This is a genomic window from Cellulomonas sp. PhB143 (assembly GCF_003752595.1).
Lineage (GTDB): Bacteria > Actinomycetota > Actinomycetes > Actinomycetales > Cellulomonadaceae > Paraoerskovia.
Genome location: NZ_RKIJ01000011.1, coordinates 55,322 through 79,803 on the forward strand (window position 1 = coordinate 55,322; position 24,482 = coordinate 79,803).

General features: G+C 75.4%; 23 protein-coding genes and 2 riboswitches. Of the genes, 14 read left to right on the top strand and 9 right to left on the bottom strand.

Annotation, left to right across the window (positions count from 1 at the left end; all coding sequences use genetic code 11):
• Positions 1–130: 130 nt before the first annotated feature.
• Together EDF32_RS06525 and fbaA are read left to right on the top strand one after the other, a co-directional pair.
• Positions 131–856 (top strand): TrmH family RNA methyltransferase, encoded by a 726-nt coding sequence (locus EDF32_RS06525; protein WP_123307742.1) that lies wholly within the window; start codon positions 131–133, stop codon positions 854–856.
• A 124-nt stretch (positions 857–980) separates the two neighbouring features.
• The gene (gene fbaA / locus EDF32_RS06530; protein ID WP_123307743.1) at positions 981–2,000 is read left to right on the top strand and encodes a class II fructose-bisphosphate aldolase; all 1,020 of its coding nucleotides are present in this window, start codon (positions 981–983) and stop codon (positions 1,998–2,000) included.
• Between the two features lie 76 nt (positions 2,001–2,076).
• Here the strand turns inward: fbaA and EDF32_RS06535 are convergent, their stop codons facing one another.
• Positions 2,077–2,499 carry an STAS domain-containing protein gene (locus tag EDF32_RS06535; protein WP_123308033.1) on the bottom strand — a complete coding sequence of 141 codons (423 nt, stop codon included), beginning with the start codon at positions 2,497–2,499 and terminating at the stop codon, positions 2,077–2,079.
• Positions 2,500–2,653: 154 nt separating this feature from the next.
• Here EDF32_RS06535 and EDF32_RS06540 point away from each other — a divergent pair, with 154 nt between their 5' ends.
• A complete protein-coding gene (locus tag EDF32_RS06540; protein WP_123307744.1) occupies positions 2,654–4,921 on the top strand; it encodes a SpoIIE family protein phosphatase in 2,268 nt (755 codons plus the stop codon).
• 154 nt (positions 4,922–5,075) lie between these two features.
• Here the strand turns inward: EDF32_RS06540 and EDF32_RS06545 are convergent, their stop codons facing one another.
• On the bottom strand, positions 5,076–5,426 hold the full coding sequence (locus tag EDF32_RS06545) for an STAS domain-containing protein (protein ID WP_123307745.1): 351 nt from the start codon (positions 5,424–5,426) through the stop codon (positions 5,076–5,078).
• Positions 5,427–5,523: 97 nt separating this feature from the next.
• Here EDF32_RS06545 and EDF32_RS06550 point away from each other — a divergent pair, with 97 nt between their 5' ends.
• The 7 genes from EDF32_RS06550 (at position 5,524) to EDF32_RS06580 (ending at position 12,599) form a co-directional block, all read left to right on the top strand.
• Entirely contained in the window at positions 5,524–5,973 is a 450-nt protein-coding gene (locus tag EDF32_RS06550; RefSeq protein ID WP_123307746.1) for a DUF3151 domain-containing protein, read from the top strand.
• Between the two features lie 125 nt (positions 5,974–6,098).
• A complete protein-coding gene (locus EDF32_RS06555; protein ID WP_123307747.1) occupies positions 6,099–7,391 on the top strand; it encodes an adenylosuccinate synthase in 1,293 nt (430 codons plus the stop codon).
• Between the two features lie 67 nt (positions 7,392–7,458).
• A complete protein-coding gene (purD, locus tag EDF32_RS06560) occupies positions 7,459–9,687 on the top strand; it encodes a phosphoribosylamine--glycine ligase (protein WP_123307748.1) in 2,229 nt (742 codons plus the stop codon).
• Positions 9,688–9,935: 248 nt separating this feature from the next.
• Entirely contained in the window at positions 9,936–10,205 is a 270-nt protein-coding gene (gene purS, locus EDF32_RS06565) for a phosphoribosylformylglycinamidine synthase subunit PurS (RefSeq protein WP_123307749.1), read from the top strand.
• A complete protein-coding gene (purQ, locus tag EDF32_RS06570) occupies positions 10,205–10,924 on the top strand; it encodes a phosphoribosylformylglycinamidine synthase subunit PurQ (RefSeq protein ID WP_123307750.1) in 720 nt (239 codons plus the stop codon). Before purS ends, purQ begins: the two co-directional genes overlap by 1 nt.
• A complete protein-coding gene (locus EDF32_RS06575; RefSeq protein ID WP_233565767.1) occupies positions 10,921–11,988 on the top strand; it encodes a GNAT family N-acetyltransferase in 1,068 nt (355 codons plus the stop codon). Before purQ ends, EDF32_RS06575 begins: the two co-directional genes overlap by 4 nt.
• 2 nt (positions 11,989–11,990) lie before the next feature.
• Positions 11,991–12,599 (top strand): DUF998 domain-containing protein, encoded by a 609-nt coding sequence (locus tag EDF32_RS06580; RefSeq protein WP_123307751.1) that lies wholly within the window; start codon positions 11,991–11,993, stop codon positions 12,597–12,599.
• Here EDF32_RS06580 and EDF32_RS06585 read toward each other — a convergent pair.
• The 3 genes from EDF32_RS06585 to EDF32_RS06595 form a co-directional block, all read right to left on the bottom strand.
• Complete coding sequence (locus tag EDF32_RS06585) at positions 12,572–12,826, bottom strand: type II toxin-antitoxin system VapC family toxin (RefSeq protein ID WP_123307752.1); 255 nt, start codon at positions 12,824–12,826, stop codon at positions 12,572–12,574. The genes EDF32_RS06580 and EDF32_RS06585 overlap by 28 nt on opposite strands.
• A gap of 85 nt (positions 12,827–12,911) precedes the next feature.
• Positions 12,912–14,195 (bottom strand): O-succinylhomoserine sulfhydrylase, encoded by a 1,284-nt coding sequence (locus tag EDF32_RS06590; protein ID WP_123307753.1) that lies wholly within the window; start codon positions 14,193–14,195, stop codon positions 12,912–12,914.
• Positions 14,192–14,665: a rhodanese-like domain-containing protein gene (locus EDF32_RS06595; protein WP_123307754.1), complete on the bottom strand. Its 474-nt coding sequence runs from the start codon at positions 14,663–14,665 to the stop codon at positions 14,192–14,194. Before EDF32_RS06595 ends, EDF32_RS06590 begins: the two co-directional genes overlap by 4 nt.
• Before the next feature lie 6 nt (positions 14,666–14,671).
• Positions 14,672–14,768: riboswitch (SAM riboswitch) on the bottom strand.
• Between the two features lie 129 nt (positions 14,769–14,897).
• Positions 14,898–15,013, top strand: a riboswitch (SAM riboswitch).
• A gap of 37 nt (positions 15,014–15,050) precedes the next feature.
• Between EDF32_RS06595 and EDF32_RS06600 the strand changes: the two genes are divergently transcribed.
• Together EDF32_RS06600 and EDF32_RS06605 are read left to right on the top strand one after the other, a co-directional pair.
• Entirely contained in the window at positions 15,051–16,493 is a 1,443-nt protein-coding gene (locus EDF32_RS06600; protein ID WP_123307755.1) for an aminotransferase class V-fold PLP-dependent enzyme, read from the top strand.
• Between the two features lie 5 nt (positions 16,494–16,498).
• Complete coding sequence (locus EDF32_RS06605; RefSeq protein ID WP_123307756.1) at positions 16,499–17,266, top strand: hypothetical protein; 768 nt, start codon at positions 16,499–16,501, stop codon at positions 17,264–17,266.
• Here the strand turns inward: EDF32_RS06605 and EDF32_RS06610 are convergent.
• The 4 genes from EDF32_RS06610 to EDF32_RS06625 form a co-directional block, all read right to left on the bottom strand.
• Positions 17,256–17,429 carry a CsbD family protein gene (locus tag EDF32_RS06610; RefSeq protein WP_123307757.1) on the bottom strand — a complete coding sequence of 58 codons (174 nt, stop codon included), beginning with the start codon at positions 17,427–17,429 and terminating at the stop codon, positions 17,256–17,258. The genes EDF32_RS06605 and EDF32_RS06610 overlap by 11 nt on opposite strands.
• Before the next feature lie 104 nt (positions 17,430–17,533).
• Entirely contained in the window at positions 17,534–18,526 is a 993-nt protein-coding gene (locus EDF32_RS06615; protein ID WP_123307758.1) for a MaoC/PaaZ C-terminal domain-containing protein, read from the bottom strand.
• On the bottom strand, positions 18,523–19,896 hold the full coding sequence (locus tag EDF32_RS06620) for a 3-oxoacyl-ACP reductase (protein WP_123307759.1): 1,374 nt from the start codon (positions 19,894–19,896) through the stop codon (positions 18,523–18,525). Before EDF32_RS06620 ends, EDF32_RS06615 begins: the two co-directional genes overlap by 4 nt.
• 3 nt (positions 19,897–19,899) lie before the next feature.
• Positions 19,900–21,222 carry an acetyl-CoA C-acetyltransferase gene (locus EDF32_RS06625; protein WP_233565801.1) on the bottom strand — a complete coding sequence of 441 codons (1,323 nt, stop codon included), beginning with the start codon at positions 21,220–21,222 and terminating at the stop codon, positions 19,900–19,902.
• Positions 21,223–21,514: 292 nt separating this feature from the next.
• On the opposite strand from EDF32_RS06625, the gene EDF32_RS06630 reads away from it, so the two are divergent.
• Positions 21,515–22,279, top strand: a complete 765-nt coding sequence (locus tag EDF32_RS06630) for a TetR/AcrR family transcriptional regulator (protein ID WP_123307761.1) — start codon at positions 21,515–21,517, stop codon at positions 22,277–22,279.
• Positions 22,276–24,477 carry an acyl-CoA dehydrogenase gene (locus EDF32_RS06635; protein ID WP_123307762.1) on the top strand — a complete coding sequence of 734 codons (2,202 nt, stop codon included), beginning with the start codon at positions 22,276–22,278 and terminating at the stop codon, positions 24,475–24,477. Before EDF32_RS06630 ends, EDF32_RS06635 begins: the two co-directional genes overlap by 4 nt.
• Positions 24,478–24,482 lie beyond the last annotated feature (5 nt).

Below are 24,482 nucleotides of genomic sequence, written 5' to 3' on the forward strand. Positions count from 1 at the left end.
GCCGGCCCCCCTCCCCGCCGAGCCCGGCCCGCCGCGACGGGCCCGCCGCGACGTCGAATTCCGCCCCCGATCTGGCCAGATCGGGGGCGGAATTCGACGTCTCGGCGGATCCGGGCGGGAGAATGGGCGCGTGCCCGACGACGCCCCTCGCCCCGACGACGCCCCTCGCCACCCGCGGGACGAGACCCTCGAGCAGGCCCCCCGCGCCGAGCAGGTGGGCGTCGGCCCGTGGCCCGGGGGAGAGGGCTCCTGGCCGGACGACCCCCGCTACGACCGCGAGCTGCTCGCGCACGGCGACCGCCGCAACGTCGTCGACCCCTACCGGTACTGGACCGTCGAGGCCGTGGTGGCCGATCTCGACACGCGCCGCCACCCGTTCCACGTGGCGATCGAGAACTGGCACCACGACCTGAACATCGGCTCGGTCGTGCGCACGGCGAACGCCTTCGCGGCGGCCGAGGTGCACGTCGTCGGGCGGCGGCGCTGGAACCGGCGCGGCGCGATGGTCACGGACCGGTACCAGCACGTGCGCCACCACGCGGACGTCGCCGACCTCGTCGCCTGGGCGAGGTCCGCGCCCCGGGACGACGGCGGTCGCGGGCTCCCGCTCGTCGGCGTCGACAACGTCCCGGGGTCCGTCGCGATCGAGCTCCACGAGCTCCCGCGCGAGTGCGTGCTGCTCCTCGGCCAGGAGAGCACGGGTCTGACGGCGGAGGCGCTCGCGGCGTGCGACGTCGTCCTGCACATCACCCAGTTCGGGTCGACGCGCTCGATCAACGCGGGCGCCGCCGCGGCCGTCGCGATGCACGCGTGGGTGCGCCGGCACGCCGTCGTCCCGGCCGACCCGGCTCCCTGAGGCGGGACCCGGGCGTCCACCCGCCGGGACCGCTACGCCGTCGGGCTCCCGTCCGTGAGAAAATCGGGCCGTACCGGGAGACAGCGCCGTCCTCCACCACGTTCTCGCCATTGGAGATCCGCAGATGCCCATCGCAACCCCCGAGGTCTATGCCGAGATGATCGACCGCGCGAAGGCAGGCTCGTTCGCCTACCCCGCGGTCAACATCACGTCGTCGCAGACCGTGACCGCCGCCATCCAGGGCTTCGCCGAGGCCGAGTCGGACGGCATCATCCAGGTCTCCGTCGGCGGCGCCGAGTACGCCTCCGGGTCGACGATCAAGGACCGCGTCTCCGGCTCGCTCGCCCTCGCGGCGTACGCGACCGAGGTCGCGAAGAGCTACGGCGTGAACATCGCGCTGCACACCGACCACTGCGCCAAGCAGAACCTCGACTCCTGGGTCCGCCCGCTCCTCGCCCTCGAGGCCGAGCAGGTCCGGGCCGGCGGCCTGCCGACGTTCCAGTCGCACATGTGGGACGGCTCGTCCGTGCCGCTCGACGAGAACCTGGTCATCGCCGAGGAGCTCCTCGAGCTCTCCGTCGCGGCCCGCACGATCCTCGAGATCGAGGTCGGCGTCGTCGGTGGCGAGGAGGACGGCCACGAGGCCGAGATCAACGAGAAGCTCTACACCTCGGTGGCCGACGGCCTCGCGACGGTCGAGGCGCTCGGGTCCGGCGAGAAGGGCCGCTACCTCACGGCCCTGACGTTCGGCAACGTGCACGGCGTCTACAAGCCGGGCGCCGTGAAGCTGCGTCCGTCGCTGCTCAAGGAGATCCAGGACGGCGTCGGCCAGAAGATCGGCAAGACGAACCCGTTCGACCTGGTGTTCCACGGCGGCTCCGGCTCGACGGCCGAGGAGATCTCGGAGGCCGTGGACAACGGCGTCATCAAGATGAACATCGACACGGACACGCAGTACGCGTTCACGCGCCCCGTCGTCTCGCACATGTTCGAGAACTACGACGGCGTCCTCAAGGTGGACGGCGAGGTCGGCAACAAGAAGGCCTACGACCCGCGCGCCTGGGGCAAGAAGGCCGAGGCCGGCATGGCCGCGCGCATCGTCGAGGCCGCGCAGCAGCTGCGCTCCGCCGGCAACAAGATGTGACGTCCCCCGGGACGACGAGGGCCCCGCACCGCACGAGACATCGTGCGGTGCGGGGCCCTCGTGCGTACGGGACGCGTCAGCCGGTCGGGCCCTGGGGCCGGATCGCGGACACGCTGCCCTCGACCTCGAACCCGGGGTCGTCGTCGACGACGTCGAGCAGCTCGCCGATGCGCGTGACCTCCAGCAGGAAGCGGACGGTCGGCGGGGCGCGCAGCACCCGCACGGTGTGCGGGCTGCGCGAGGCGAGCCGGGCGAGGAACGCGACCCCGGAGGAGTCCATGAACGTCACGTGGTGGGCGTCGATCTCCACCGGGAGGTTCGTCGCCTCCGCGTGGGCGGACGCCTCCTGCAGGTCGGCCGCGAGATCGGCGTCGACCTCGCCCGACAGGACGATGCGGGCTCGCGAGGAGCCGACGATCACGTGGACGGTCGCGGGATCGCCGGGGGCGGGCGTCGGTGTCGGGAGGCGCGTGCTGGTGCCGCCGGCGGTCTCGTCCACGGTGCTGTTCTTCCCGCCAGGGGGCAGGTGACCCTCGTCCACGGTGCTCCTCTCCGTCTCGACCGGGACGTCCCGGCGCTCACAGGTGACCAATCTACGGTTGAATGACCGTTCGGGACAGCAGGTTCGCGCGTGGTCGGGTGAGGGGAGCGAGATGTCCGGCGAGACGCAGGGCTCCGCCGACCCGTACGCGACCCTGCCCGAGCACGTGGCGGGCCGCGTCGCGCAGCACAGCTCGGTCCCCATGTTCGTGACCGGCTCGCACGCCGACGCCATGCCCGTCCTCTTCGTCAACGACGCCTTCGCCCGGCTGAGCGGCTTCACGACGGACGAGATCGCGCGCCGCGGGCCCGACGCGCTCGAGGGCCTGCTGTCCGACGACGTCGACTTCGCCCCGCTGCGCGACGCGGTCCGGGCGGGGGTCCCCGCCACGCACACGGTCAAGGCGACGCGCAGCGACGGCCGCCCCCTGTGGACGCGGGTGTTCGTCGACCCCGTCCCCGGGCCCCGGACGGGGGCCGACCACTGGGTGGGCGTCGTGGTCGACGAGTCCGGCCACTACGAGCAGCACGCCGCCCAGGCGGAGTCCCTCGCCCACGAGCGCGGGGCGCGTACCGGCCTCGACGCCATCGCGCAGGTCTCCGAGCTCTTGGCCGACCTCGAGCGCCCGGACGTGCTGGGCGAGATCTCGGAGCGCCTGAGCCGCACCGTCGTGGCGTGGGCGGGCTTCTACCTCAACGACGGCGGCCTGCAGTTCGCCGAGGGGATCGACGTCACGGCGCCGCCGTCCGGCCGGGGGCGCACGCACCGCTCGGGCACCGCGGCCCGGCACGCCGGCCGTGCGGGCGCGGACGAGACGGACGCCCTCGGCGACCCCGTGCGGCCCGGCGGGGTGATCCGCCCCGCGCACCTGGGCGGCGAGACCCGCGCCGACCCGGTGCAGAGGGTCCTGGACGGCATCGCCCGCGACCCGGTGCTCCTCGAGCTCGCGACGGACGAGCCCCGCGGCTCCGCGTCCCGGTGGCTCGCGGACGACCTCGAGCGGCGCCTGCCGCAGGGCCTGTGGGGCCGGGCGATCGAGGTCCACCCGGTGCCCGGGCGCCGGAACGTGCTCGGGGTCCTGGTCGTCGTGCCCCGCCATCAGCGCGACGCCGGGGTGATCGACGTGCGCTCGGTGCTGCACGTCACCGGCCGCCGCGCCGGGCTCGCGATCGACAACGCGCGCCTGTACGCGCGCGAGCACCGCCTCGCCGAGACGCTGCAGCGGGCGATGCTCCCCGAGCAGGCGGAGGTGGACGGCCTCGACGTCTGGACGTACTACGCGCCCAACTCCGAGCACGCCCAGGTCGGCGGCGACTGGTACGACGTCCTGCAGGTGACCCGCGACGTCGTCGGACTGGTGATCGGGGACGTCGTCGGGCACGACGTGGAGGCGGCGGCGGCCATGGGCCAGCTGCGCTCGGTCGTGCGGTCCTACGCGTACGAACGCCGGACGCCGGGCCCGGTGCTCGAGCGCGTGGACGCGCTCGTGGCGGGCATGCGGATCCCGCGGTCGGCGAGCCTGGTGTACGGGACGCTCAGCCGGGGCGCGTCCGCCGACGGAGCGGACGGCGAGGGCCCGGGGGGCGACGGGCCCGAGGCGCGGCCCGCGGCGTGGCTCCTGGAGTACAGCCGGGCCGGGCACCTCCCGCCCCTGCTCGTGCGCAACGGGATGGTCACCCAGCTCGGGGACGCGGGAGGCCCGCTGATCGGGTTCGGTGCGCGCCCGCGCGCGACCGCGCAGGCGTCCCTCTACCCGGGCGACACCCTCCTGCTGTACACCGACGGCCTCATCGAGCGCCGCGACCGTGCCCTGCGCGTCGGCCTCGACGCGCTCGTCGAGACGGTCGCCCTCGTGGAGGCCACCGACGCCGCCGGGATCGGCGAGGAGCTCCTCACGCGCCTCGCGGAGGCGCCGGAGGACGACGTCGCGGTCGTCGTCGTGCGGGTGCCGGACCCCGACGGCGACGCGGCCGCCCGCGTGACGAGCCCGCGCACGCGGCGCTGGCTGCTGCCCAGCGAGGTGGCCTCGATCGCCCGGGCCCGGCACGCCGTGCGGCGCACGTGCCTGGCGTGGGGCGTGTCCGACGCGGCGAGCGCCGAGCTGGTGGTCTCGGAGATCGTGGCCAACGGCGTGCTGCACGGGTGGGGACACATCGCCCTGCGCCTGTTCGACACGGGCGAGGGCCTGCGCATCGAGGTGGAGGACTCCAACCCCGCGCCGCCGATCGCCGGGGAGGGCCATGCGAACCGCGCCGGCGGGTTCGGCATGCAGATCGTCGAGCGGCTGGCCGACTGGGGCTGGCGGCCGTCGCCGAGCGGCAAGATCGTCTGGGCGCGGATGCGACCGTCGTCGGGCGTCCCGGGGCTCTCCCGCACCTGACGGCCGCCTGGTCCCGCCGGCCCGGCTCCGCCGGCCCGGTCCCGCTGGATCGTCCCGCCGAGACGTCGAATTCCGCCCCTGAGATCGCAGATCTCGGGGCCGAATTCGACGTCTCGGCGGACGGGGCGACCGGACGGGCCGAGCGGGCGGGGGCTCAGGCCTCCGGGTGGACCCCGGCCGGCGGCGTCGGCGCGCAGTGGTGGTCCGTGTCGATCCGGAAGAGCTCCAGCGCGCCGCACACCTCGAGGACGAACAGGTCGCGGTCGTCGCACCCGCGCAGCACCGTCGCCCCGCCACGCTTGCGGCCCGAGTCGGCCAGCGAGATGAGGAACGCGGCCCCCGTGGAGTCCATGAAGGTGACCCGGCACATGTCGATGACGAGCAGCTGGCGCCGCAGCCCGACGACGCGGGCGGCGATCTCGGGGAACTGGTCCCGCTCGGCGAGATCGAGGTCCCCGCTGATGACGAGGGTGGTCGTCGCCGGGGACGTGGCGATCTCGATCATGCCTGTACCTGGATCATGCCTGCACTGTAGACACCGGGCGGTGCCCGCGCAGGCGGGCGCCCCCCGGCGCCGGTCTCGACCTGCGAGAATCGTGCCCATGACGGACGCAGCGCACCCCCCGGTCCACGGTCGCAACCTCCTGGACGGCCCGGCGCCGGTCCGCCTCGGCGACGACCACCCCGACCTCGCGGCGCGCCGGGCGCTCGAGGACGGGGTGCCGGTGGACGACGCCGCACGTCGCTTCCCGGCGTCGTCGTACGTCTGGGCGGTGCTCGCCGAGGGCGCGCTCGACGCGGGGGACCCGGTCGCGGCCTACGCCTACGCGCGCACGGGCTACCACCGCGGGCTCGACGCCCTGCGACGAGCGGGCTGGCGCGGGCAGGGGCCGATCCCGGCCGACCACCGGGCGAACCAGGGGATCCTGCGGGCGGTGCTCGCGCTCGCGGACGCCGCCGAGGCGATCGGCGAGGAGCCCGAGGCACAGCGGTGCACGCAGCTGCTGCTCGACTCCGGGACGTCCGCGGACGAGGTCCGCGCGCTGCGCTGAGCCCCCGCCGCCCCGCTTGGTCAAAGACTTGTAAACTCGTCGCGGTCGGCGCGCCGCAGGGCGCTCGGACGCGGGCCGCGGCCCGTCACAGCACCACCACCGTCTGAACGGAAAGCAGGGATCGCATGCCAGCCGTCGTGCTCGTCGGGGGCCAGTGGGGAGACGAGGGCAAGGGGAAGGCGACCGACCTCCTCGGTTCGCGCGTCGACTACGTCGTGAAGTTCAACGGCGGCAACAACGCCGGCCACACGGTCGTGATCGGCGACGAGAAGTACGCGCTGCACCTCCTGCCCTCCGGGATCCTCTCGCCGGGCGTCGTGCCCGTCATCGGCAACGGCGTCGTCGTCGACATCGAGGTGCTGTTCGAGGAGCTCGACGCCCTGATCGCGCGCGGCGTCGACGTCTCGCGGCTGCTCGTCTCGCAGGGCGCGCACGTCATCGCGGACTACCACCGCACGATCGACAAGGTCTCCGAGCGGTTCCTCGGCAAGCGTCGCATCGGCACGACGGGCCGGGGCATCGGGCCCGCGTACGCGGACAAGATCAACCGCGTCGGGCTGCGCATGACCGACCTGTTCGACGAGAAGATCCTCGCCGAGAAGATCGAGGGCGCCCTCGACCAGAAGAACCACCTGCTGGTCAAGGTCTACAACCGGCGTGCGATCGAGGTGCAGGAGACGCTGGACGAGCTCCTCATCCACGCCGAGCGCCTCAAGCCGATGGTCGCGGACACCGGCCTCGTGCTGAACGAGGCGCTCGACGCCGGCAAGACCGTCCTCTTCGAGGGCGGCCAGGCGACGATGCTCGACGTCGACCACGGCACCTACCCGTTCGTGACGTCGTCGAACGCGACGGCCGGCGGCGCGGTGACCGGCTCCGGCGTCGGGCCTACCCGCATCGACTCGGTGATCGGCGTCATCAAGGCGTACACGACGCGGGTCGGCGAGGGACCGTTCCCCACCGAGCTGTTCGACGACGCGGGGGAGTACCTGCGCAAGACCGGCGGCGAGTTTGGCGTGACGACGGGCCGCGCGCGCCGGTGCGGCTGGTACGACGCCGTCATCGCCCGGTACTCCTCGCGCGTCAACGGGCTCACGGACATCGTGCTGACCAAGCTCGACGTGCTGACCGGCCTGGAGAAGATCCCGGTCTGCGTCGCGTACGACGTCGACGGCGTCCGGCACGAGGAGATGCCCATCGACCAGACCGCGTTCCACCACGCGAAGCCGGTCTACGAGGAGCTGCCCGGCTGGTGGGAGGACATCTCGCAGTGCCGCACCTTCGAGGACCTGCCCGCCAACGCCCAGGCGTACGTGCGCGCGCTCGAGGACATGTCGGGCGCGCGGATCTCCGCGGTGGGGGTCGGCCCGCGTCGCGACGAGATCATCGGCGTCCACGACCTCATCCACGGTCGCTGAGCCGGCGGCGGCCCGGGCCGCGGACGGCTCCCCGGGTCGGGCCCGCCGCTCGGTAGACTCGGCGCCCGTGAAGATCCTCGTCGTCGGTACCGGTGCCCGCGAGCACGCCATCGCCTACGCGCTCGCGCACGAGGCCCGCCCGGACGGGGCCGCGCCGCACGAGCTGCACGCCGCGCCGGGCAACCCCGGGATCGCGGCGCTCGCCACGCTGCACCCCGTCGACGCGCTCGACGGCGCGGCCGTGGCGGGGCTCGCGACGTCCCTCGGCGCCGACCTGGTCGTCGTCGGCCCGGAGGCGCCCCTCGTGGCCGGGGTCGCGGACGCCGTGCGCTCGGCCGGTGTCCCGGTGTTCGGGCCCGGCGCGCGGGCGGCGCGGCTCGAGGGCTCCAAGGCCTTCGCCAAGGACGTCATGGCCGCGGCGGGCGTGCCGACGGCGCGTGCGCACGTGTGCACCGACCTCGACCGGGTGGCCGCCGCGCTCGACGACTTCGGCGCCCCGTACGTCGTCAAGGACGACGGCCTCGCGGCCGGCAAGGGCGTCGTCGTCACCTCCGAGCGCGCCGAGGCGCTCGACCACGCGCGGGCGTGCCTCGACGCGCGGGGCGGCGACGGCCGGGTCGTGATCGAGGAGTTCCTCGACGGGCCCGAGGTCTCGCTGTTCTGCGTGTGCGACGGGACCGACGTCGTCCCGCTCGCCCCGGCCCAGGACTTCAAGCGGGCGCTGGACGGCGACGCCGGCCCCAACACCGGCGGGATGGGTGCCTACAGCCCGCTGCCCTGGGCGCCCGAGGGGCTCACCGAGGAGGTCGTCGCGCGCATCGCGCAGCCCACGGTCGACGAGATGGCGCGGCGGGGCACGCCGTTCTCCGGCGTCCTGTACGTCGGGCTCGCGCTGACCAGCCGCGGCACGCGGGTCGTGGAGTTCAACGCCCGCTTCGGCGACCCCGAGACGCAGGTCGTGCTCTCGCGGCTGCGCACCCCGCTGTCGTCGCTGCTGCTCGCGGCGGCGGAGGGCCGGCTGGCGGGGCAGCCGCCGCTCGAGTGGTCGGACGGCTCGGCGGTCACGGTGGTCGTCGCGTCGCAGGGGTACCCGGCAGCGCCCCGCACGGGCGACCGGATCGACGGCGTCGCGGCCGCGGCCGCCCTCGACGCGGTGCACGTCCTGCACGCCGGGACGGCGCTCGACGCGGACGGCGCCCTGGTGAGCGCGGGCGGCCGCGTGCTGTCCGTCGTCGGGCAGGGGGCGGACCTCGGCGCGGCGCGGGAGCGGGCGTACGCGGGCGTCGCGCGCATCTCGCTGGCCGGCTCCCACCACCGCACGGACATCGCGGCGCGCGCCGCGGCGGGGGACACCCGCGCCGGTGCCCCGTCCGTGCTCGAGCTGCCCGGCTGGCGGCACGTGTACTCCGGCAAGGTCCGCGACCTCTACGAGCCCGACCTGCCCGCCCTGGGGGGCGTGCACCCGCTCGGCGACGTCGTCCTCGTCGTCGCGAGCGACCGGGTGAGCGCGTACGACCACCCGCTGAGCCCGCCGGTCCCGGACAAGGGGGTCGTGCTCACGCAGCTGAGCCTGTGGTGGTTCGAGCAGCTCGGCGACGTGGTGGCGAACCATGTCGTCTCGACCGAGGTCTCGGCGGAGCCGGGCGACGGCCTGGTGCCCGACGTCGTCGCGGGCCGTGCGATGGTGTGCCGTCGCCTGGACATGTTCCCCGTCGAGTGCGTCGTGCGGGGCTACCTGACCGGGTCGGGGCTCGTCGAGTACCGGGCGGGGGGCGCGGTGTGCGGCGTCCGGCTCCCCGAGGGGCTGGTGGACGGCTCCCGGCTGCCGGAGCCGATCTTCACGCCCGCGACCAAGGCCGAGCAGGGCGAGCACGACGAGAACGTGAGCTTCGAGGTGGTCGCGGCGACGATCGGCGCGGACGCCGCGGAGCGCCTGCGCGAGCTGTCGCTGGCGGTCTACGGGCGGGCCGAGCGGATCGCCCGCGAGCGCGGGGTGGTGCTCGCCGACACGAAGCTGGAGTTCGGGGTGGACCCGACGAGCGGCGAGGTGGTGCTCGGCGACGAGGTCCTGACGCCGGACTCGTCGCGGTTCTGGCCGGCCGACCAGTGGCAGCCCGGGCGCGCGCAGCCGAGCTTCGACAAGCAGTTCGTGCGCGACTGGCTGACCTCGCCCGCCTCCGGCTGGGACCGCTCGGGCGACGCCGCGCCGCCCATGCTTCCGGACGACGTCGTCGAACGGACTCGCGACCGCTACCTCGAGGCCTTCGAGCGGATCACGGGCGCGCCCCTGAGCTGACGGCACGTCCCGTGGATGTCCGCGGGCGCCGGCGCTGCAGGGGGGGCGGAGCGCCGGCGCCCGTCGAACACGTGTTCGAAGATACACCCTGCGCCGCCGAGCGCGCACCCGGTGCGCACAGGGCTGCCCGAGCAGCCCCGGCGCGGGAGGTCGCCCGTCCGCGGGCGGCTAGACTGACCCCGGAATCCCGGCGACCGCGGCCCGTGCGTGGCCCGTCGCCCCCCGTACCGAGTGCTCGAGGAGCCCCCGTGGGACGCGTCGTCGTCGAGGTCATGCCCAAGCCCGAGATCCTGGACCCCCAGGGCAAGGCCGTCGTGCGGCAGCTGCCGCGCCTCGGGTTCACGCAGTTCACCGGCGTCCGTCAGGGCAGGCGCTTCGAGCTCGAGGTCGACGGTCCGGTGACCGACGCCGTGCTCGCGGCGGCGCGCGAGGCGGCCGAGACGCTGCTGTCGAACCCGGTGATCGAGGACGTCGTCCGCGTCGCCGAGGTGACCACCGAGGCCGAGGCCACGGCCTGATGGCCTCCACCGCCCTCGCCACGGCGCGCATCGGCGTCGTGACCTTCCCCGGCACGCTCGACGACCGGGACGCGGCCCGCGCGGTCCGGCTCGCCGGCGGCCGGCCCGTCGCCCTGTGGCACGCCGACGCCGACCTGCAGGGCGTCGATGCCGTCGTCCTGCCGGGCGGCTTCTCCTACGGCGACTACCTGCGCGCCGGCGCCATCAGCCGGTTCGCCCCCGTGGTCGACGTGCTCGTGGACGCCGCGCGGGGAGGGCTGCCGGTGCTCGGCATCTGCAACGGCTTCCAGGTGCTCACCGAGGCCCACCTCCTGCCGGGCTCGATGATCAAGAACGACCACCTGCACTTCGTCTGCCGCGAGCAGGTGCTCACGGTCGAGAACGCCGAGACCGCGTGGACGCGCGACTACGCGGCGGGCCAGCGCATCACCGTCCCGCTGAAGAACCAGGACGGCCAGTTCGTCGCCGACGAGCGCACGCTGGACGAGCTGGAGGGCGAGGGCCGGGTGGTGTTCCGCTACGCCGACGCCAACCCCAACGGCTCGCGCCGCGACATCGCCGGGATCACGAACGCCGCAGGGAACGTCGTGGGCCTCATGCCGCACCCCGAGCACGCGGTCGAGGCCGGGTTCGGCCCCGCGTCCGACGCAGGCCACCGCGCCGGGACGGACGGCCTGGGGTTCTTCACCTCGGTGCTCACCACGCTCGTCTCCTCGTGAGCGCGATCGGGTCCCCGCCCGCCGCGGCGCCGGACCTCGAGCTCGTGCCGTTCGACGACCCCGACGCCGTGCGCCTGCGCGAGGTGCAGCAGGCCGAGCTCGCCGCGACCTACGGCGTGGCGCCGGGGCAGAGCGACGTCGGCGATCCGGTGACCGGCGACGCCGCCGTGGCGACGGTCGTGCTGCGCGAGGCGGGCGTGCCCGTCGCCTGCGGGACGGTGCGGGACGTCTCGGGCGCGCCGGACGGTCGCGGGGGTCGCCACCCGGACGGCACCGGCGAGGTCAAGCGCGTCTTCGTCGACCCGTCGTGCCGTGGTCGTGGCCTCTCCAAGGCGGTCATGGCCGCCCTCGAGTCGCACGCCGCGCAGCACGGTCTGCGCTCGCTCGTCCTCGAGACGGGCACGCGCCAGCCCGAGGCGATCGGCCTGTACCTCGCCCTCGGCTACGTGCCGACCGAGCGCTACGGCGCGTACGTGGCCGAGGCGGACTCGCGGTGCTTCGCGAAGCCGCTGGCTGCCGGCGGCCCGGGCGCGCCGGTCCCTGCCGCGCCGCCGGGGCAGGGCGAGCGACGTCGGCCCGTGGACCTCGCCGAGGTCGCGTGGGACCACCCCGACGCCGCCGTCCTGCGGCGCGAGATGTTCGAGACCACCAACCTCGCGCGCTACCCGGAGGACTTCGCCCATCTCGCGGAGCCCGCGGCCTTCGCGGCCTCCGACGCCGGGCTCGGCCGCAGCGTGCTGGTCACCGTCCTCGCCTCGCGGGACGGGCGCGCGCTCGGCTGCGCCTCGGTCCGGGTGGCCGACGCCGGGTCTCCGGCCGGGGCGGCCGAGCTCTCCAAGGTCTTCGTCCGCGCCGAGGCGCGGCGCACGGGCGTGGCCACGGCGCTCCTCGACGCGGCCGAGCAGGCGGCGCGCTCGCGCGGGTTCGCCCGGCTCCTGCTGGGCACCGGCCCGCGCCAGCCCGAGGCGCTCGCGACGTACCGCCGCCGCGGGTACCGGCCCGTGCTGCCGTTCCCGCCGTACGACGCCTTCGACTCCGCGTTCTGCCTCGGCCTGGTGCTCTGAGCGTGCGCCCGCCGTGGTGGGCGCTCGCGAGCGCGGTCGTCGCGCCGGTCGCGATGATCGGCGGCTGGACGCTCGCCGCCGCGCGGCAGCAGAGCTTCGACCCGGTCGCGGAGACGATCAGCGCGCTCGCGGCGGCGCCGTCCGTGGACACCTGGATCATGACGACGGGTCTCGCGGTGACCGGGGCGTGCCACGTCGTGACCTCCCTCGGGCTGCGCGGCCTGCCCGCGGCCGGGCGGGCGCTGCTCGCGCTGGGCGGCGTCGCGACGGCCGCGGTGGCGGCGCTGCCGGTCGACCTCTACCCGCACGCGCACGGCGTCGCCGCGGGCACGGGGTTCGCCGCGCTGGCGCTCTGGCCGGCGGCGTCCGCAGCGCGGCGTCCTGCATCGGGCCGGGGCATCGGCGTGGGTCCGGGCCTGGGCACGAGCGCGGTGCTGGTCGTGCTGCTCGGCGCGTTCGTCCTCGAGCTGGCGCAGGGCGGCCCGGGTGGCGGCGCCGCGCTCGGCCTCACCGAGCGCCTCGTGGCGGGCGCCGAGTCGCTCGCGCCGCTCGCCGTGGCGGTGTGGCTCCGAGCCCGGTCGCGTCAGACCAGCCGGACGGGACCCGGGTAGCGCGGCACCACGGGGCCGTGGGTCAGCGACGGCAGCCCTGCGACGCTCGCCTGAGCGACGAGCAGGCGGTCGAACGGATCCTTGTGGATCGCCGGCAGGTCGGCCACGGCGGCAGCGTGGGCGCCGTCGACGGCGAGCTCGACGAATCCGAGCCGGAGGGCGGCGCCGCGGGCGACGCTGGGCTCGAGCGTGAACGACGCGTGCCCGAGCCCGAACGTGATCTTCACTCGGTGAGGCGGAACATCTCGGCGATCTCGTCGGCGCCGAACCTGTCCGACCAACCAGGGTCGGTCCACCGTACGCCCGGCGCGGCTACCGCGCGGCCAGCGCCTGCTCGACGTCCTCGAGGATGTCCAGCGGGTCCTCGAGCCCCACGCTCAGGCGTACGGTCGTCTCCGCGATCCCGACGGCGGCCCGCCCCTCCGGCCCGAGCTTGCGGTGCGTCGTCGTGGCCGGGTGGGTGATCAGGGACTTGGCGTCCCCGAGGTTGTTCGAGATGTCCACGACGCGCAGCGCGTCGAGGAACGCGAACGAACGCTTCTTGGCGTCCACGGCGTCGGTGCCCGCGGGCACCTCGATGTCGACCGTGACCACGGTGCCGCCGCCCGACTGCTGCGAGCGCGCGAGCGCGGCCTGCGGGTGGGAGTCGAGGAACGGGTAGCGCACCTGCGCGACGCCGGGCAGGCGCTCGAGCGCCGTCGCGACCTGCAGGGCGTTCGCGTTCTGCGCCGCGACACGCACGGGCAGCGTCTCGAGGCCCTTGAGCAGCGTCCAGGCGTTGAACGCCGACAGCGACGGCCCGGTGTTGCGGATGAACGTCTGCACGGGCCCGTGGACGTACTCCTCGGAGCCGAGGATCGCCCCGCCGAGCACCCGGCCCTGGCCGTCGATGTGCTTGGTCGCCGAGTAGACGACGACGTCGGCGCCGAGCTCGAGCGGCTTCTGCAGCAGCGGGGTCGCGAACACGTTGTCGAGGACGACGGTCGCGCCGGCGGCGTGCGCCAGCTCGCTGACGCGACGCACGTCGACGATGTCCTGCATGGGGTTCGACGGCGTCTCGAAGAACACGACGTCCGCGGGGGTCGACAGCGCCTCCTCCCACTGGGCGAGGACGTGCCCGTCGACGTAGTCGGTGCGCACGCCCCACTTCGCGAAGATCTCGTCGAAGATCACCAGCGACGAGCCGAACAACGCGCGCGAGGCGACGATCCGCGAGCCGGACGCCACGAGCGCGGCGAGGGACGTGAACACGGCCGACATCCCGGAGGCGGTCGCATAGCAGGCCTCGGCCCCCTCGACGAGGCGCATGCGCTCCTCGAAGGCGTGCACGGTGGGGTTGCCGTAGCGCGAGTAGATGAAGCGGTCGAGGTTGCCCTCGAACGCCGCCTCGGCGTCGCTCGCCGTGCCGTAGACGAACCCCTGCGTGAGGAACAGCGCCTCGCTCGTCTCGCCGAACTCCGAGCGCCGGTGACCGCCGCGCACGGCGAGCGTCGCGGGCCGGGCGGCGGCGGGCAGCGGGCCGCGGCCCGAGCCTCCGGGGACCTCGCCGGGCGCGGAGGGCCCGGTGACGCTGCCGACGACCTGTGCGTCGCTCATGCCCCGGCACCGTCCGTCCCTGCCGACGGCGCCCAGGTGGTGGACGCGAGCCCCTCGGCGCGCCAGCCGGCGTGCCCGCGGCGCCCGTCGGGGCCGACGTCGCCCTCGAAGCCGTCCAGCACGTTGTACGCCGGGCCGAGGCCCGCGGCGGTCGCGGCGCGGGCGGCGGCGATCGAGCGCTGCCCGGAGCGGCAGAGGAAGACGACGGGACGCTCGTCCCCGGCCACGAGCCCGGCCGCGCGGACCTCGTCGAGGAACGCGGGGTTGGGCCCGGCGGGCGTGACCCACTCGGCGAACGTGGTCCGCCGGTCGAGCGGGGCGACGTCGGGCACGCCGACCGTCGACCACTCGCCCTCGGTGCGGACGTCGACGAGGACGGCACGCTCGTCGGCGGCGAGCAGGTCCCACGCCTGCCGGGGCGTGAGGTCGCCGGCGTAGCCGGCAGCGGGTCGTGCGTCAGGGGACGTCATTGCGCTCCTCCATCGGTCGTGGCGGTAGCACCCTCGCCCGGATCGCTCCGAGGGGTTGCTGCGGCGTCGTCGTGCCAGGTCACTCGGCCGCTCTGGATGGTGGTCGGAGCGTACGTCATGCCGGAGGGCTCCGGGGCGCCCGTCCGCCGTCCCGTCCGCCGACGGGTCCACGATGCGAGACGTGATGGACAGCCGTTTGACGCGCCCGGCGCCCTCGGTGATCCTGGATCCAGGTCATGAGCGCCAGCGTGAAACCCCGGTTTGCTGGCCGGCAACCCTCCACTCGCGGTGGGGTGCCCCGGGTGACGACCTGGCTCCCCGCCGCACGGCGCGGAGCAAGCGCGGGGCGGCCCTCGGCCGGTCCCCGGGACGACGGAGGACTCGCATGACCACATCCACCCTCGGCACGAGCTGTCCGGACCGGACGGTGCAGGACGCCCCGGGCCTCGCGGGCCTCGGCCCGGTGCTGCCCGTCGTCGGCTCCGACACCCTCGTCCCGCTCGTCGACGGACGGCAGGTGCCGTACGCCAACCTCGACGTCGCGGCGTCCGCCCCCGCCCTCGTGAGCGTCGCCGAGCGCGTCACCGAGGTGCTGCCGCTCTACGCGAGCGTGCACCGGGGCGCGGGGTACCTCTCCCAGGTCTCCACGGCGCTCTACGAGGCCTCGCGCCGGACGATCGGCGAGTTCGTGGGGGCGCGGCCCGACGACGTGACGATCGTGACGCGCAACACGACCGACTCCCTCAACCTGCTCGCGGGCTGCGTCCCGGCGCATGCGGACGGCAGCCCGGGGCGCGTGCTCGTCCTGGACGTCGAGCACCACGCCAACTTCCTGCCGTGGCAGCGCACGGGCGGTGCCACGGTGCTCGCCGGCGCGGCGTCCGTCGCGGCCACGACCGAGCTGGTGCGCGCGGAGCTCGCGCGCCGCCCCTACGCGCTGCTCGCGGTGACGGGCGCGTCCAACGTCACGGGGGAGTCGCTGCCGCTCGGCCCGCTCGTCTCGGCCGCGCACGACGCGGGGGCGCGCGTCGTCCTGGACGGCGCCCAGCTCGTCCCGCACCGCCGCTTCTCGCTCGCCGACAGCGGCGTGGACTACGTCGCCTTCTCCGGGCACAAGACCTACGCGCCGTTCGGCGCGGGAGCGCTCGTCGGCCGGCGGGACTGGCTCGACGCGGGCACCCCGTTCCTCGCAGGGGGAGGAGCGGTGCGCCAGGTCGGGCTCGACGCGACGGACTGGCACGTCGGCACGGCGCGGCACGAGGCCGGGTCGCCCAACGTCGTCGGCACGGTCGCGCTCGCGGCGGCCTGCGACGCGCTCGGCTCGCTCGACCCCCGCGAGGCCGCGGCGCACGAGTCCGCCCTCCGGGCGCGCCTGGTCGAGGGTCTCGACGCGATCGACGGTGTCACCGTCGTGCGGGCGTGGGACGACGCGAGCGACCCGGTCGGCGTCGTGACCTTCGCCGTCCAGGACCACGACCCGGGCTTCGTGGCCGCGTACCTGTCCGCGGAGCACGGGATCGGCGTGCGCGACGGGCGCTTCTGCGCGCACCCGCTGCTGCACCGGCTCGGGCTCGACGGCGGGGCGATCCGCGCGTCGGTCGGCGTCGGCACGTCGGGCGAGGAGGTCGAGCGGCTGCTCGCCGCGCTCGCGCAGTTCGCGGCCGACGGCCCCCGGGCGCGGTACGCGATCGTCGACGGCTGCTGGACCGTGGTCGACGACCCGCGCCCCGTGCCGGCCGGCAGCGGCCTGACCGGGCTGTTCGCGACCGCGGCGGCCGGGTTCGTCGGCGAGTCCGCCGGGTGCGGTCCCGTCCCCGCCCAGGGCTGAGCCCCGTGCCGATCCTCGAGATCGACGTCCCGCTGACCACCGCGACCGCGCGGTTCCCCGACGGCACGAGCGAGTCGGTCACGGCGCCGCCGGGCACCTACCGCCACGCCGTGGTGGCCTCGCCCACCGACCCGGCGGCCGCGATCGGCGCGTTGACGGTCCGCGCCGACGTCCACGACGGCGTCGCCGCGCGGCTCGAGGCGCTCGCGCGCGCGCCGCGGTTCGTCGTCGAGCGCCGACCCCGCGTCGCGGGCGGCGGCAGCGTGCGCGTCCTCGCGCTGGTGGGCTCGGGGATCCCGCGCGAGCACGGCGACGCGCCGGCGTGCGCCGGGGGACGGCCCGGCACCGCCGGCACCCTCGGCACCGCCCAGCCCGACGCCGTCCTGCTCCCCGCCCGCGACCCCGCGGAGAGCGAGGGGCAGCGCGCGGCGTGGACCGCGGCTGCCGGCCGGGAGCTCGTCGCCCGGGCGCTGCTCCGCGCGGCGCAGGAGCGGACGCGGGCCCGTGGGCTGCGCGAGCGTGCCGGTCGCCTGCGCGGCGGCACCGAGCCGCTCGGGCGCTGGGAGGTGCTGCAGTGGCTCACCGACGGGCGGTTCGCGGGACGGGGGGCGCAGGACGCCGCCGCGCGGCACGCGCTCGACGGGCGCAGCACCGCCCTGGTGGACGTCGCCGAGGGTCTGCCGGTGCACGACGACGCCCCACCCGAAGGGAGTCACGGATGGGGCGTCGTCGTGCGGGCCGGGCGTGCCGACCCGGTCGAGGTCAGTCCTTGAAGGCGTCCTTGACCTTCTCGCCGGCCTGCTTGATGTTCGCGGAGGCCTGGTCGCCCTTGCCCTCCGCCGCGAGGCTGTCGTTGTCGGTCGCCTTGCCGGCGGCCTCCTTGGCCTTGCCCTGAGCGTTCTCACCGGCGTTCGAGATCTTGTCGTCGAGTCCCATGTCGGTCTCCTCTCGTGGTAGCACCCGGTGGTGCACCGGGTTCGCAGTGACAGGGTGAGCGTAGGCACGCCCGCCGTGGACTCGCACCCGGCGAGCGCGCGGGCTCAGCGCGGGACGACCGTCCCGGCGAAGTGCCGCCGGGCGCGCCAGGCGTCCCACCCGACGTACTCGTGCCCGTCGCCCGCGCCGTCTGCCGCCGGGGTGATCGCGACGTCGACCGTCCCGGGCAGCAGGACGGGGTGCGCGAAGCGGACCGTCCAGTCGTAGGCCGCGCCCCGGGCGGTGCCGACCTCGGCGAGCGCGCGCGCGGCGGTGTACATCCCGTGCGCGACGGCCCGCGGGAACCCGAACGCCTTGGCGCTCAGCGCGGAGAGGTGGATGGGGTTGCGGTCGCCGGAGACGGCGGCGTAGGCGCGCCCCGTGCCCGCGGGAAGGCGCCACCGGCCCGTGGGCAGCGGGGGGACGAACCCGGGGCGGGAGCCGGCCGGCTCCTGCGCGTCGTGGGCGCCGGCGGTGCCTTCGGCGCCGTCTGTGCCCGTGGCCTCGAGCGAGACGCCGCGCGCGAGATACGTCGACACCCCGCGGTAGGCGCCCTCGCCGTCGGCCCGGACCTCCGTCACGAGGTCGACCGTCACGCCCCGCCGGTGGGGGCGCAGGTCCTGCGCCCACGCGTCGACCGTCAGGAGCTGCCCGAGCGCCACGGGCCGGGCGAGGGTGACCGCGTTGGCCACGTGCACCATCCCGAGCAGGGGGAGGGGGAAGTCGCCGCGGACCATGAGGGCGGTCGCGACCGGGAAGGCGAGCACGTGCAGGAACCCCGCGGGCAGCGCGTCGCCCACCCGTTCGCCGACGAGCCGCTGGTAGGCCGCCAGGCGCGCCGCCACCTCGGGCCCGGTGGGGACGTCCTCGACGCGCAGCGCCACCGCGGGCAGCGCGGGCTCGGGAGTCTCGCCCGGGAGCACGCGGCGCGCCGCGATGGTGCCCGACGACGCCGCTCCCCGCGCGTAGAGCCCGCCGAGCCCGGGCGTGGTCGCCAGGGGCTCGGTGCGGTAGGCGCCCGGGGCACCCGTCGGCACGCCGGGGGCGGCGAGCGTCATCGGCCCACCAGGTTCTGTCCGCAGACGCGCAGCACCTGCCCGGTGATCCCGGTGGACCCCGGCGAGGCGAGGAACGCGATCGCCTCGGCCACGTCGACCGGCTGCCCGCCCTGCTGGAGCGAGGAGGCCCGCCGCGCGACCTGGCGGGGCACGAGCGGGATCGACGCCGTCATGTCCGTCTCGATGAATCCCGGCGCGACGGCGTTGGCGGTGCCGCCGAGCGCCGCCACGAGCCGCGCCGTCGCCCGGGTGTGGCCGATGACGCCCGCCTTGGAGAAGCCGTAGTTCGTCTGCCCGCGGTTGCCCGCGATCCCGGACGTCGAGGCCAGGGAGACGATGTGCGGGGCCTCGGAGAACCCGCCCACGTCGAGCAGGTGCCCGGTGATGCGCAGCTGGGCCGCGAGGTTGACCGCGACGACCGCGTCCCACTGCGCGGGCCTCATGTTGGCGAGCAGCTTGTCCCGCAGGATGCCCGCGTTGTGCACCAGGACGTGCAGGCCGCCGTGCCGGCTGCGCGCGTGCTCGAGGATCCGTGCGCCGGCGTCGTCGGCCGTGACGTCGAGCTGGAGGGCGGTGCCGCGGACCTCGTTGGCGACCGCGGCGAGCGCCTCGCCGGCGGCGGGCACGTCGACGACGACGACGCTCGCGCCGTCGCGGGCGAGCGTGCGCGCCACCTCCGCGCCGATCCCGCGGGCGGCGCCGGTGACCACGGCGACGCGTCCGGCGAGGGGGCGCGACCGGTCGAACCCGGTGGCGTCCCAGGCGGGCCCGGCGCCGACCTCGAGCAGCTGGCCGTCGACGAACGCCGAGCGGCCGGAGAGGAAGAAGTGCAGCGCGGCGAGCGCCGCGGGGTCGCCCGCGCCGGCGCCGGCGACCAGCTGGACGCCGTTGGCGGTCGCGCCGGCGCGCAGCTCCTTGGCGACCGAGCGCAGGAAGCCCTCGACACCGGCACGGGTCGCGGCCAGCGCGGGGGAGTCCCCGTCGCCGGGGGCGCGGGAGACCGTCACGACGCGCCCGCACCGGGCGAGGCGCCGCAGCTGGGCGCCGAGGGCGAGGACCGGGTCGTGCAGGTCCTCGGGCGTCTTCGCCTCGGTGACGACGACGACGATCGCGCCCCAGCGCTCGACGCCCTCGGGCACGGCGTCGCCGCGCGCCTGGCGTACGTCCAGGTCCCAGCCGAGCAGGGCCCGCGCGACCGCATCGGCGTCGTCGGCCGCGTCGGGTCGGCCGCCGACGACGAGGACGGGGCCGGGGACCAGCGGCGCGGACGGGTCGTGCCGGCGCAGGACGACGGGCTGCGGCAGGCCGAGCCGCTGGGCGAGGCCCTTGACGAGGCCGCCGTCGACGGCCTTGAGGTAGGAGTCGGTCATGGTTCAGGCCTCCGTGCCGGGCGCGGCCGACTCGATGATCGCGGCGACGCCGAGCCCGCCGGCGGCGCAGACGGACACGAGCGCCCGCGCGGTGCGGCCGGTCTCGGCGGCCCGCGCCGCGGCGAGCTTGGCCGCGGTCGCGACGATGCGCCCGCCGGTCGCGGCGAAGGGGTGCCCGGCGGCGACGGACGAGCCGTTGACGTTGAGCCGGTCGCGGTCGATCGACCCGAGGGGGCCGTCGAGGCCCAGCTCCTCGCGGCAGTAGTCCGCGTCCTCCCAGGCGGCGAGGGTGGTCAGCACCGTGGACGCGAACGCCTCGTGGATCTCGTAGAGGTCGAAGTCGCCCAGCCCGAGCCCGTGGCGGGCGAGCAGCCGCGGGACGGCGTGCGCGGGCGCCATGAGCAGGCCCTCGTGGCCGTGCACGTAGTCCACGGCGGCGGTCTCCGCGTCGACGACCCGGGCGAGGACGGGCAGGTGGCGCTCGGCTGCCCAGGCGCGCGAGGCGAGCAGGACGGCGGAGGCGCCGTCGGTGAGCGGCGTCGAGTTCCCGGCGGTCATCGAGGGCTCGGTGCCCTCGAGGCGTGCGCCGAAGACCGGCCGGAGCGACGCGAGCTTCTCGGCGCTCGAGTCGGGGCGCAGGTTCTGGTCGCGCGTCAGGCCGCGGAACGGCGTCACGAGGTCGTCGAAGAACCCCGAGTCCCACGCCGCGGCGAGGTTGCGGTGGCTCGCGAGCGCGACCGCGTCCTGCGCCTCGCGCGTGATGCCCCAGCGGGCGGTCGTGATGGCCTGGTGCTCGCCCATCGACAGGCCGGTGCGCGGCTCGTCCGTGCTCGGCGAGAGCGGTGCGAGGTCTCGGGGCCGCAGCTTCGCGAACGCCGCGACGCGGGCCTTGGTGCTCCGGGCGTGGCTCGCCTCGAGCAGCACGCGGCGCAGCCCCTCGCTCACGGCGATCGGGGCGTCGGAGACGGTGTCCGCGCCTCCGGCGATCCCGGACTCGACCTGGCCGAGCCGGATCTTGTTGGCGACGCTCACGACGGCCTCGAGCCCGGTGGCGCAGGCCTGCTGGAGGTCGTAGGCGGGCGTCTGCGGGGAGAGCGACGAGCCCAGGACCGACTCGCGGACCAGGTTGAAGTCGCGCGAGTGCTTGAGGACGGCGCCCCCCACCACCTCGCCGAGGCGCTCGCCCTGCAGCCCGAACCGGGCGACGAGCCCCTCGAGCGCCGCGGTGAACATGTCCTGGTTGCTCGCGGCGGCGTACTTCCCGCCGGCTCGCGCGAACGGGATCCGGTTCCCGCCGACGATCACGGCGTCGCGGGTCCGCGGCACGCCTGCGGCCCCGCCGCTTGCTCCGGCGTCCTCGGATCGGCTGCTCGCGGGTTCGGGCGTCGTGGCCACGGCCTGTGCTCCTTCGCTCTGGGCTCGCCCAGGACGCGTCCTGGGCTCGGCGCGAGCAGGAGGTCCGGCTCGCGGGGGTGTCCGGAACTCAGAGTACCTGATACTCTCGGTGCGGTATGCGGCGGTGACCGCCCCGCAGCACCATCCCAGGCAGTCGATCGGGCCGGCGGCCCGTTCCCGACCAGCCTAGGGACGACACCGACGTCGGGCACCCGGAGGCATCATGAGCAACGCGGACACCGTGGCGGACGGCCGCTCCACGCGCTGGGACGAGCACCGCGCCGCCCGTCGGGCGACGCTGCTCGAGCTGGCGCGCAAGGCCGTGCACAAGCGCGGCCCCGCCGTCTCCATGGACGAGATCGCGGCGGAGTGCGGCACGTCCAAGTCGATCGTCTACCGCTACTTCGACGACAAGACGGGCCTGCAGGTGGCCGTCGGCGAGGACGTCGGCGTCCAGATGCGCCACGCCCTGAGCCGCGCGGCGGAGGAGGCCGGCACGCCCGAGCGCGCGCTGCGCGCGATGGTCCGGGTCTACCTCGAGATGGTCGAGCAGTCGCCCAACGTCTACTACTTCGTGACGCGCACCGGCGTGATCGCCGGGACCGACGTCGACGGCAACCCCGCGGCGGCGCCGCTCGACGCGTTCCTGGAGTCCGTCACCGAGCTGGTCGCGCGCCCCTTCGCGCAGGTCGCCCACGTGAACCACGCCGTCGCCGCGTCGTGGGCCGCCGGCGCGGTCGGGTTCGTGCGCGGGGCCGGCGAGTGGTGGCTCGCCCACCGCGCCGAGCCGGGCACGCCCTCGCGCGAGGAGCTCACCGAGCAGGTCGCCGACTGGCTCTGGTTCGGCCCCGTGGGCGTCCTGTCCGAGCACCGGGTCCCGAGCCCGCCGACGGCCCGCACCGCACCCGCAGGAGCCGCACCAGACACAGCACCCACGTCACCCACAGCACCCACGTCACCCACAGCAAACCCCGGGGAGAACCGATGACCACGACGTCCGACCTGTCCGACGCCGCCTCGCCGACGCCGGCCGGCTCCGGCCACGCGAGCGAGCCGACGACCAACACCACCGCCGGCACCGTCGACGCGACGACCGGCGCACCCACGTCGCAGCCCGCGACGGGCCCGGCCCCGACCGCGGCCGGGGACGACGAGCGCATCGACGTCGAGGGCCTCGGTCGCGTCCTGCTCGGGCGCTGGTCGGAGCTGCGGTCCCGGGCGCGCGCCGCGGCCGGCGACCCGGCGTTCCACAAGATCGAGGGCCTGCCCACGCAGGAGCACCGCGAGCGCGTGCTCGACCAGTGCCGCCGGCTCGCGACCGTCGGCCAGGTGCACACCGCGTTCCCCGAGCGGCTCGGCGGCTCGGACAACCCGGGCGGCAACCTCGCCGGGTTCGAGGAGCTCGTCGCCGCCGACCCGTCGCTGCAGATCAAGGCCGGCGTCCAGTGGGGCCTGTTCGCCTCCGCGATCCTGCACCTGGGGGTCGAGGAGCAGCAGGACCGCTACCTCCCCGGCGCCATGGACCTCACCGTCCCCGGCGCGTTCGCGATGACGGAGACGGGCCACGGGTCCGACGTCGCCAGCGTTGCCACCACCGCCACCTACGACCCGGCCACCGAGGAGTTCGTCCTCCACACGCCGTTCCGCGCCGCGTGGAAGGACTACCTCGGCAACGCGGCGGTGCACGCGACGGCCGCGACGGTGTTCGCCCAGCTCGTCACCCAGGGCGTCAACCACGGGGTGCACTGCTTCTACGTCCCGATCCGCGAGGTCCGCGAGGACGGCAGCGCCGGCGACTTCCTGCCGGGCGTCGGGGGCGAGGACGACGGCCTCAAGGGCGGGCTCAACGGCGTCGACAACGGTCGCCTGCACTTCGACCACGTCCGCGTCCCGCGGGCGGACCTGCTCTCGCGCTACGGCAGCGTCGCGGCGGACGGCTCGTACGCCTCGTCGATCGACAGCCCCGGACGCCGGTTCTTCACCATGCTCGGCTCGCTCGTGCAGGGCCGCGTCTCGCTCGACGGGGCCGCGTCGAACGCCTCGAAGATCGGCCTCGCGATCGCCGTCACCTACGGCAACCAGCGGCGGCAGTTCACCGCGGCCTCGCCGACGGACGAGGTCGTCCTCCTCGACTACGGCACGCACCGCCGCCGGCTCCTGCCGCGCGTCGCGGAGACCTACGCGACCCACTTCGCCCACGACCGCCTCCTGGACCTGTTCCACTCGGTGTTCTCCGGCGACGAGGACACCCCGGAGACGCGCGAGGACCTGGAGACCACGGCCGCCGCCCTCAAGGCGACGAGCACGCGCTTCGCGCTCGACACCCTGCAGGAGACCCGCGAGGCCTGCGGCGGCGCGGGGTTCCTCACGGAGAACCGCATCACGAGCCTGCACGCCGACATGGACGTCTACGCGACCTTCGAGGGCGACAACACGGTCCTGCTCCAGCTCGTCGGCAAGCGGCTGCTCAGCGACTACGCGAAGCAGCTCAAGGGCATCACGCCCGGCGGCATGGCGCGCTACGTGGTCGACCGGGCGGCGAGCGCTGCCCTGCACCGCACGCCCCTGCGCCGCGCGGCGCAGGCGCTCGCCGACCAGGGCTCGGCACGCCGTGCGGCCGGGCACCTGCGCGAGACCGAGACCCAGCGCGCGCTGCTGACGGACCGCGTGGACACGATGGTCGAGGCCGTCGCGCTCGCGCTGCGCCCGGCGCAGAAGGCCTCACCCGCGGAGGCGGCGCGGATCTTCGACGAGCACCAGTCCGAGCTGGTCGAGGCGGCCCGGGCGCACGCGGACCTGCTGCGCTGGGAGGCGTTCACGCAGGCGCTGACGACGATCGAGGACGCCGGCACCCGCACGGTGATGACGCGGGTGCGCGACCTCTTCGGCCTCACGCTCGTCGAGCGGCACCTCGCCTGGTACCTGATCAACGGCCGGCTCTCCGCGCAGCGCGCGCGCACCGTGACGAGCTACATCGAGCGGCTGCTCCTGCGCCTGCGCCCGCACGCCCAGGACCTCGTCGACGCCTGGGGGTTCGGCCCGGAGCACCTGCGGGCGAAGATCGCCTCCGGCGCCGAGGCCGAGCGCCAGGACGAGGCGCGCGCCTACTACCGCGAGCTGCGTGCGAGCGGGGACGCCCCGATCAGCGAGAAGGCGCAGAAGAAGGCGGCGGCGAAACAGCGCTGACGGCG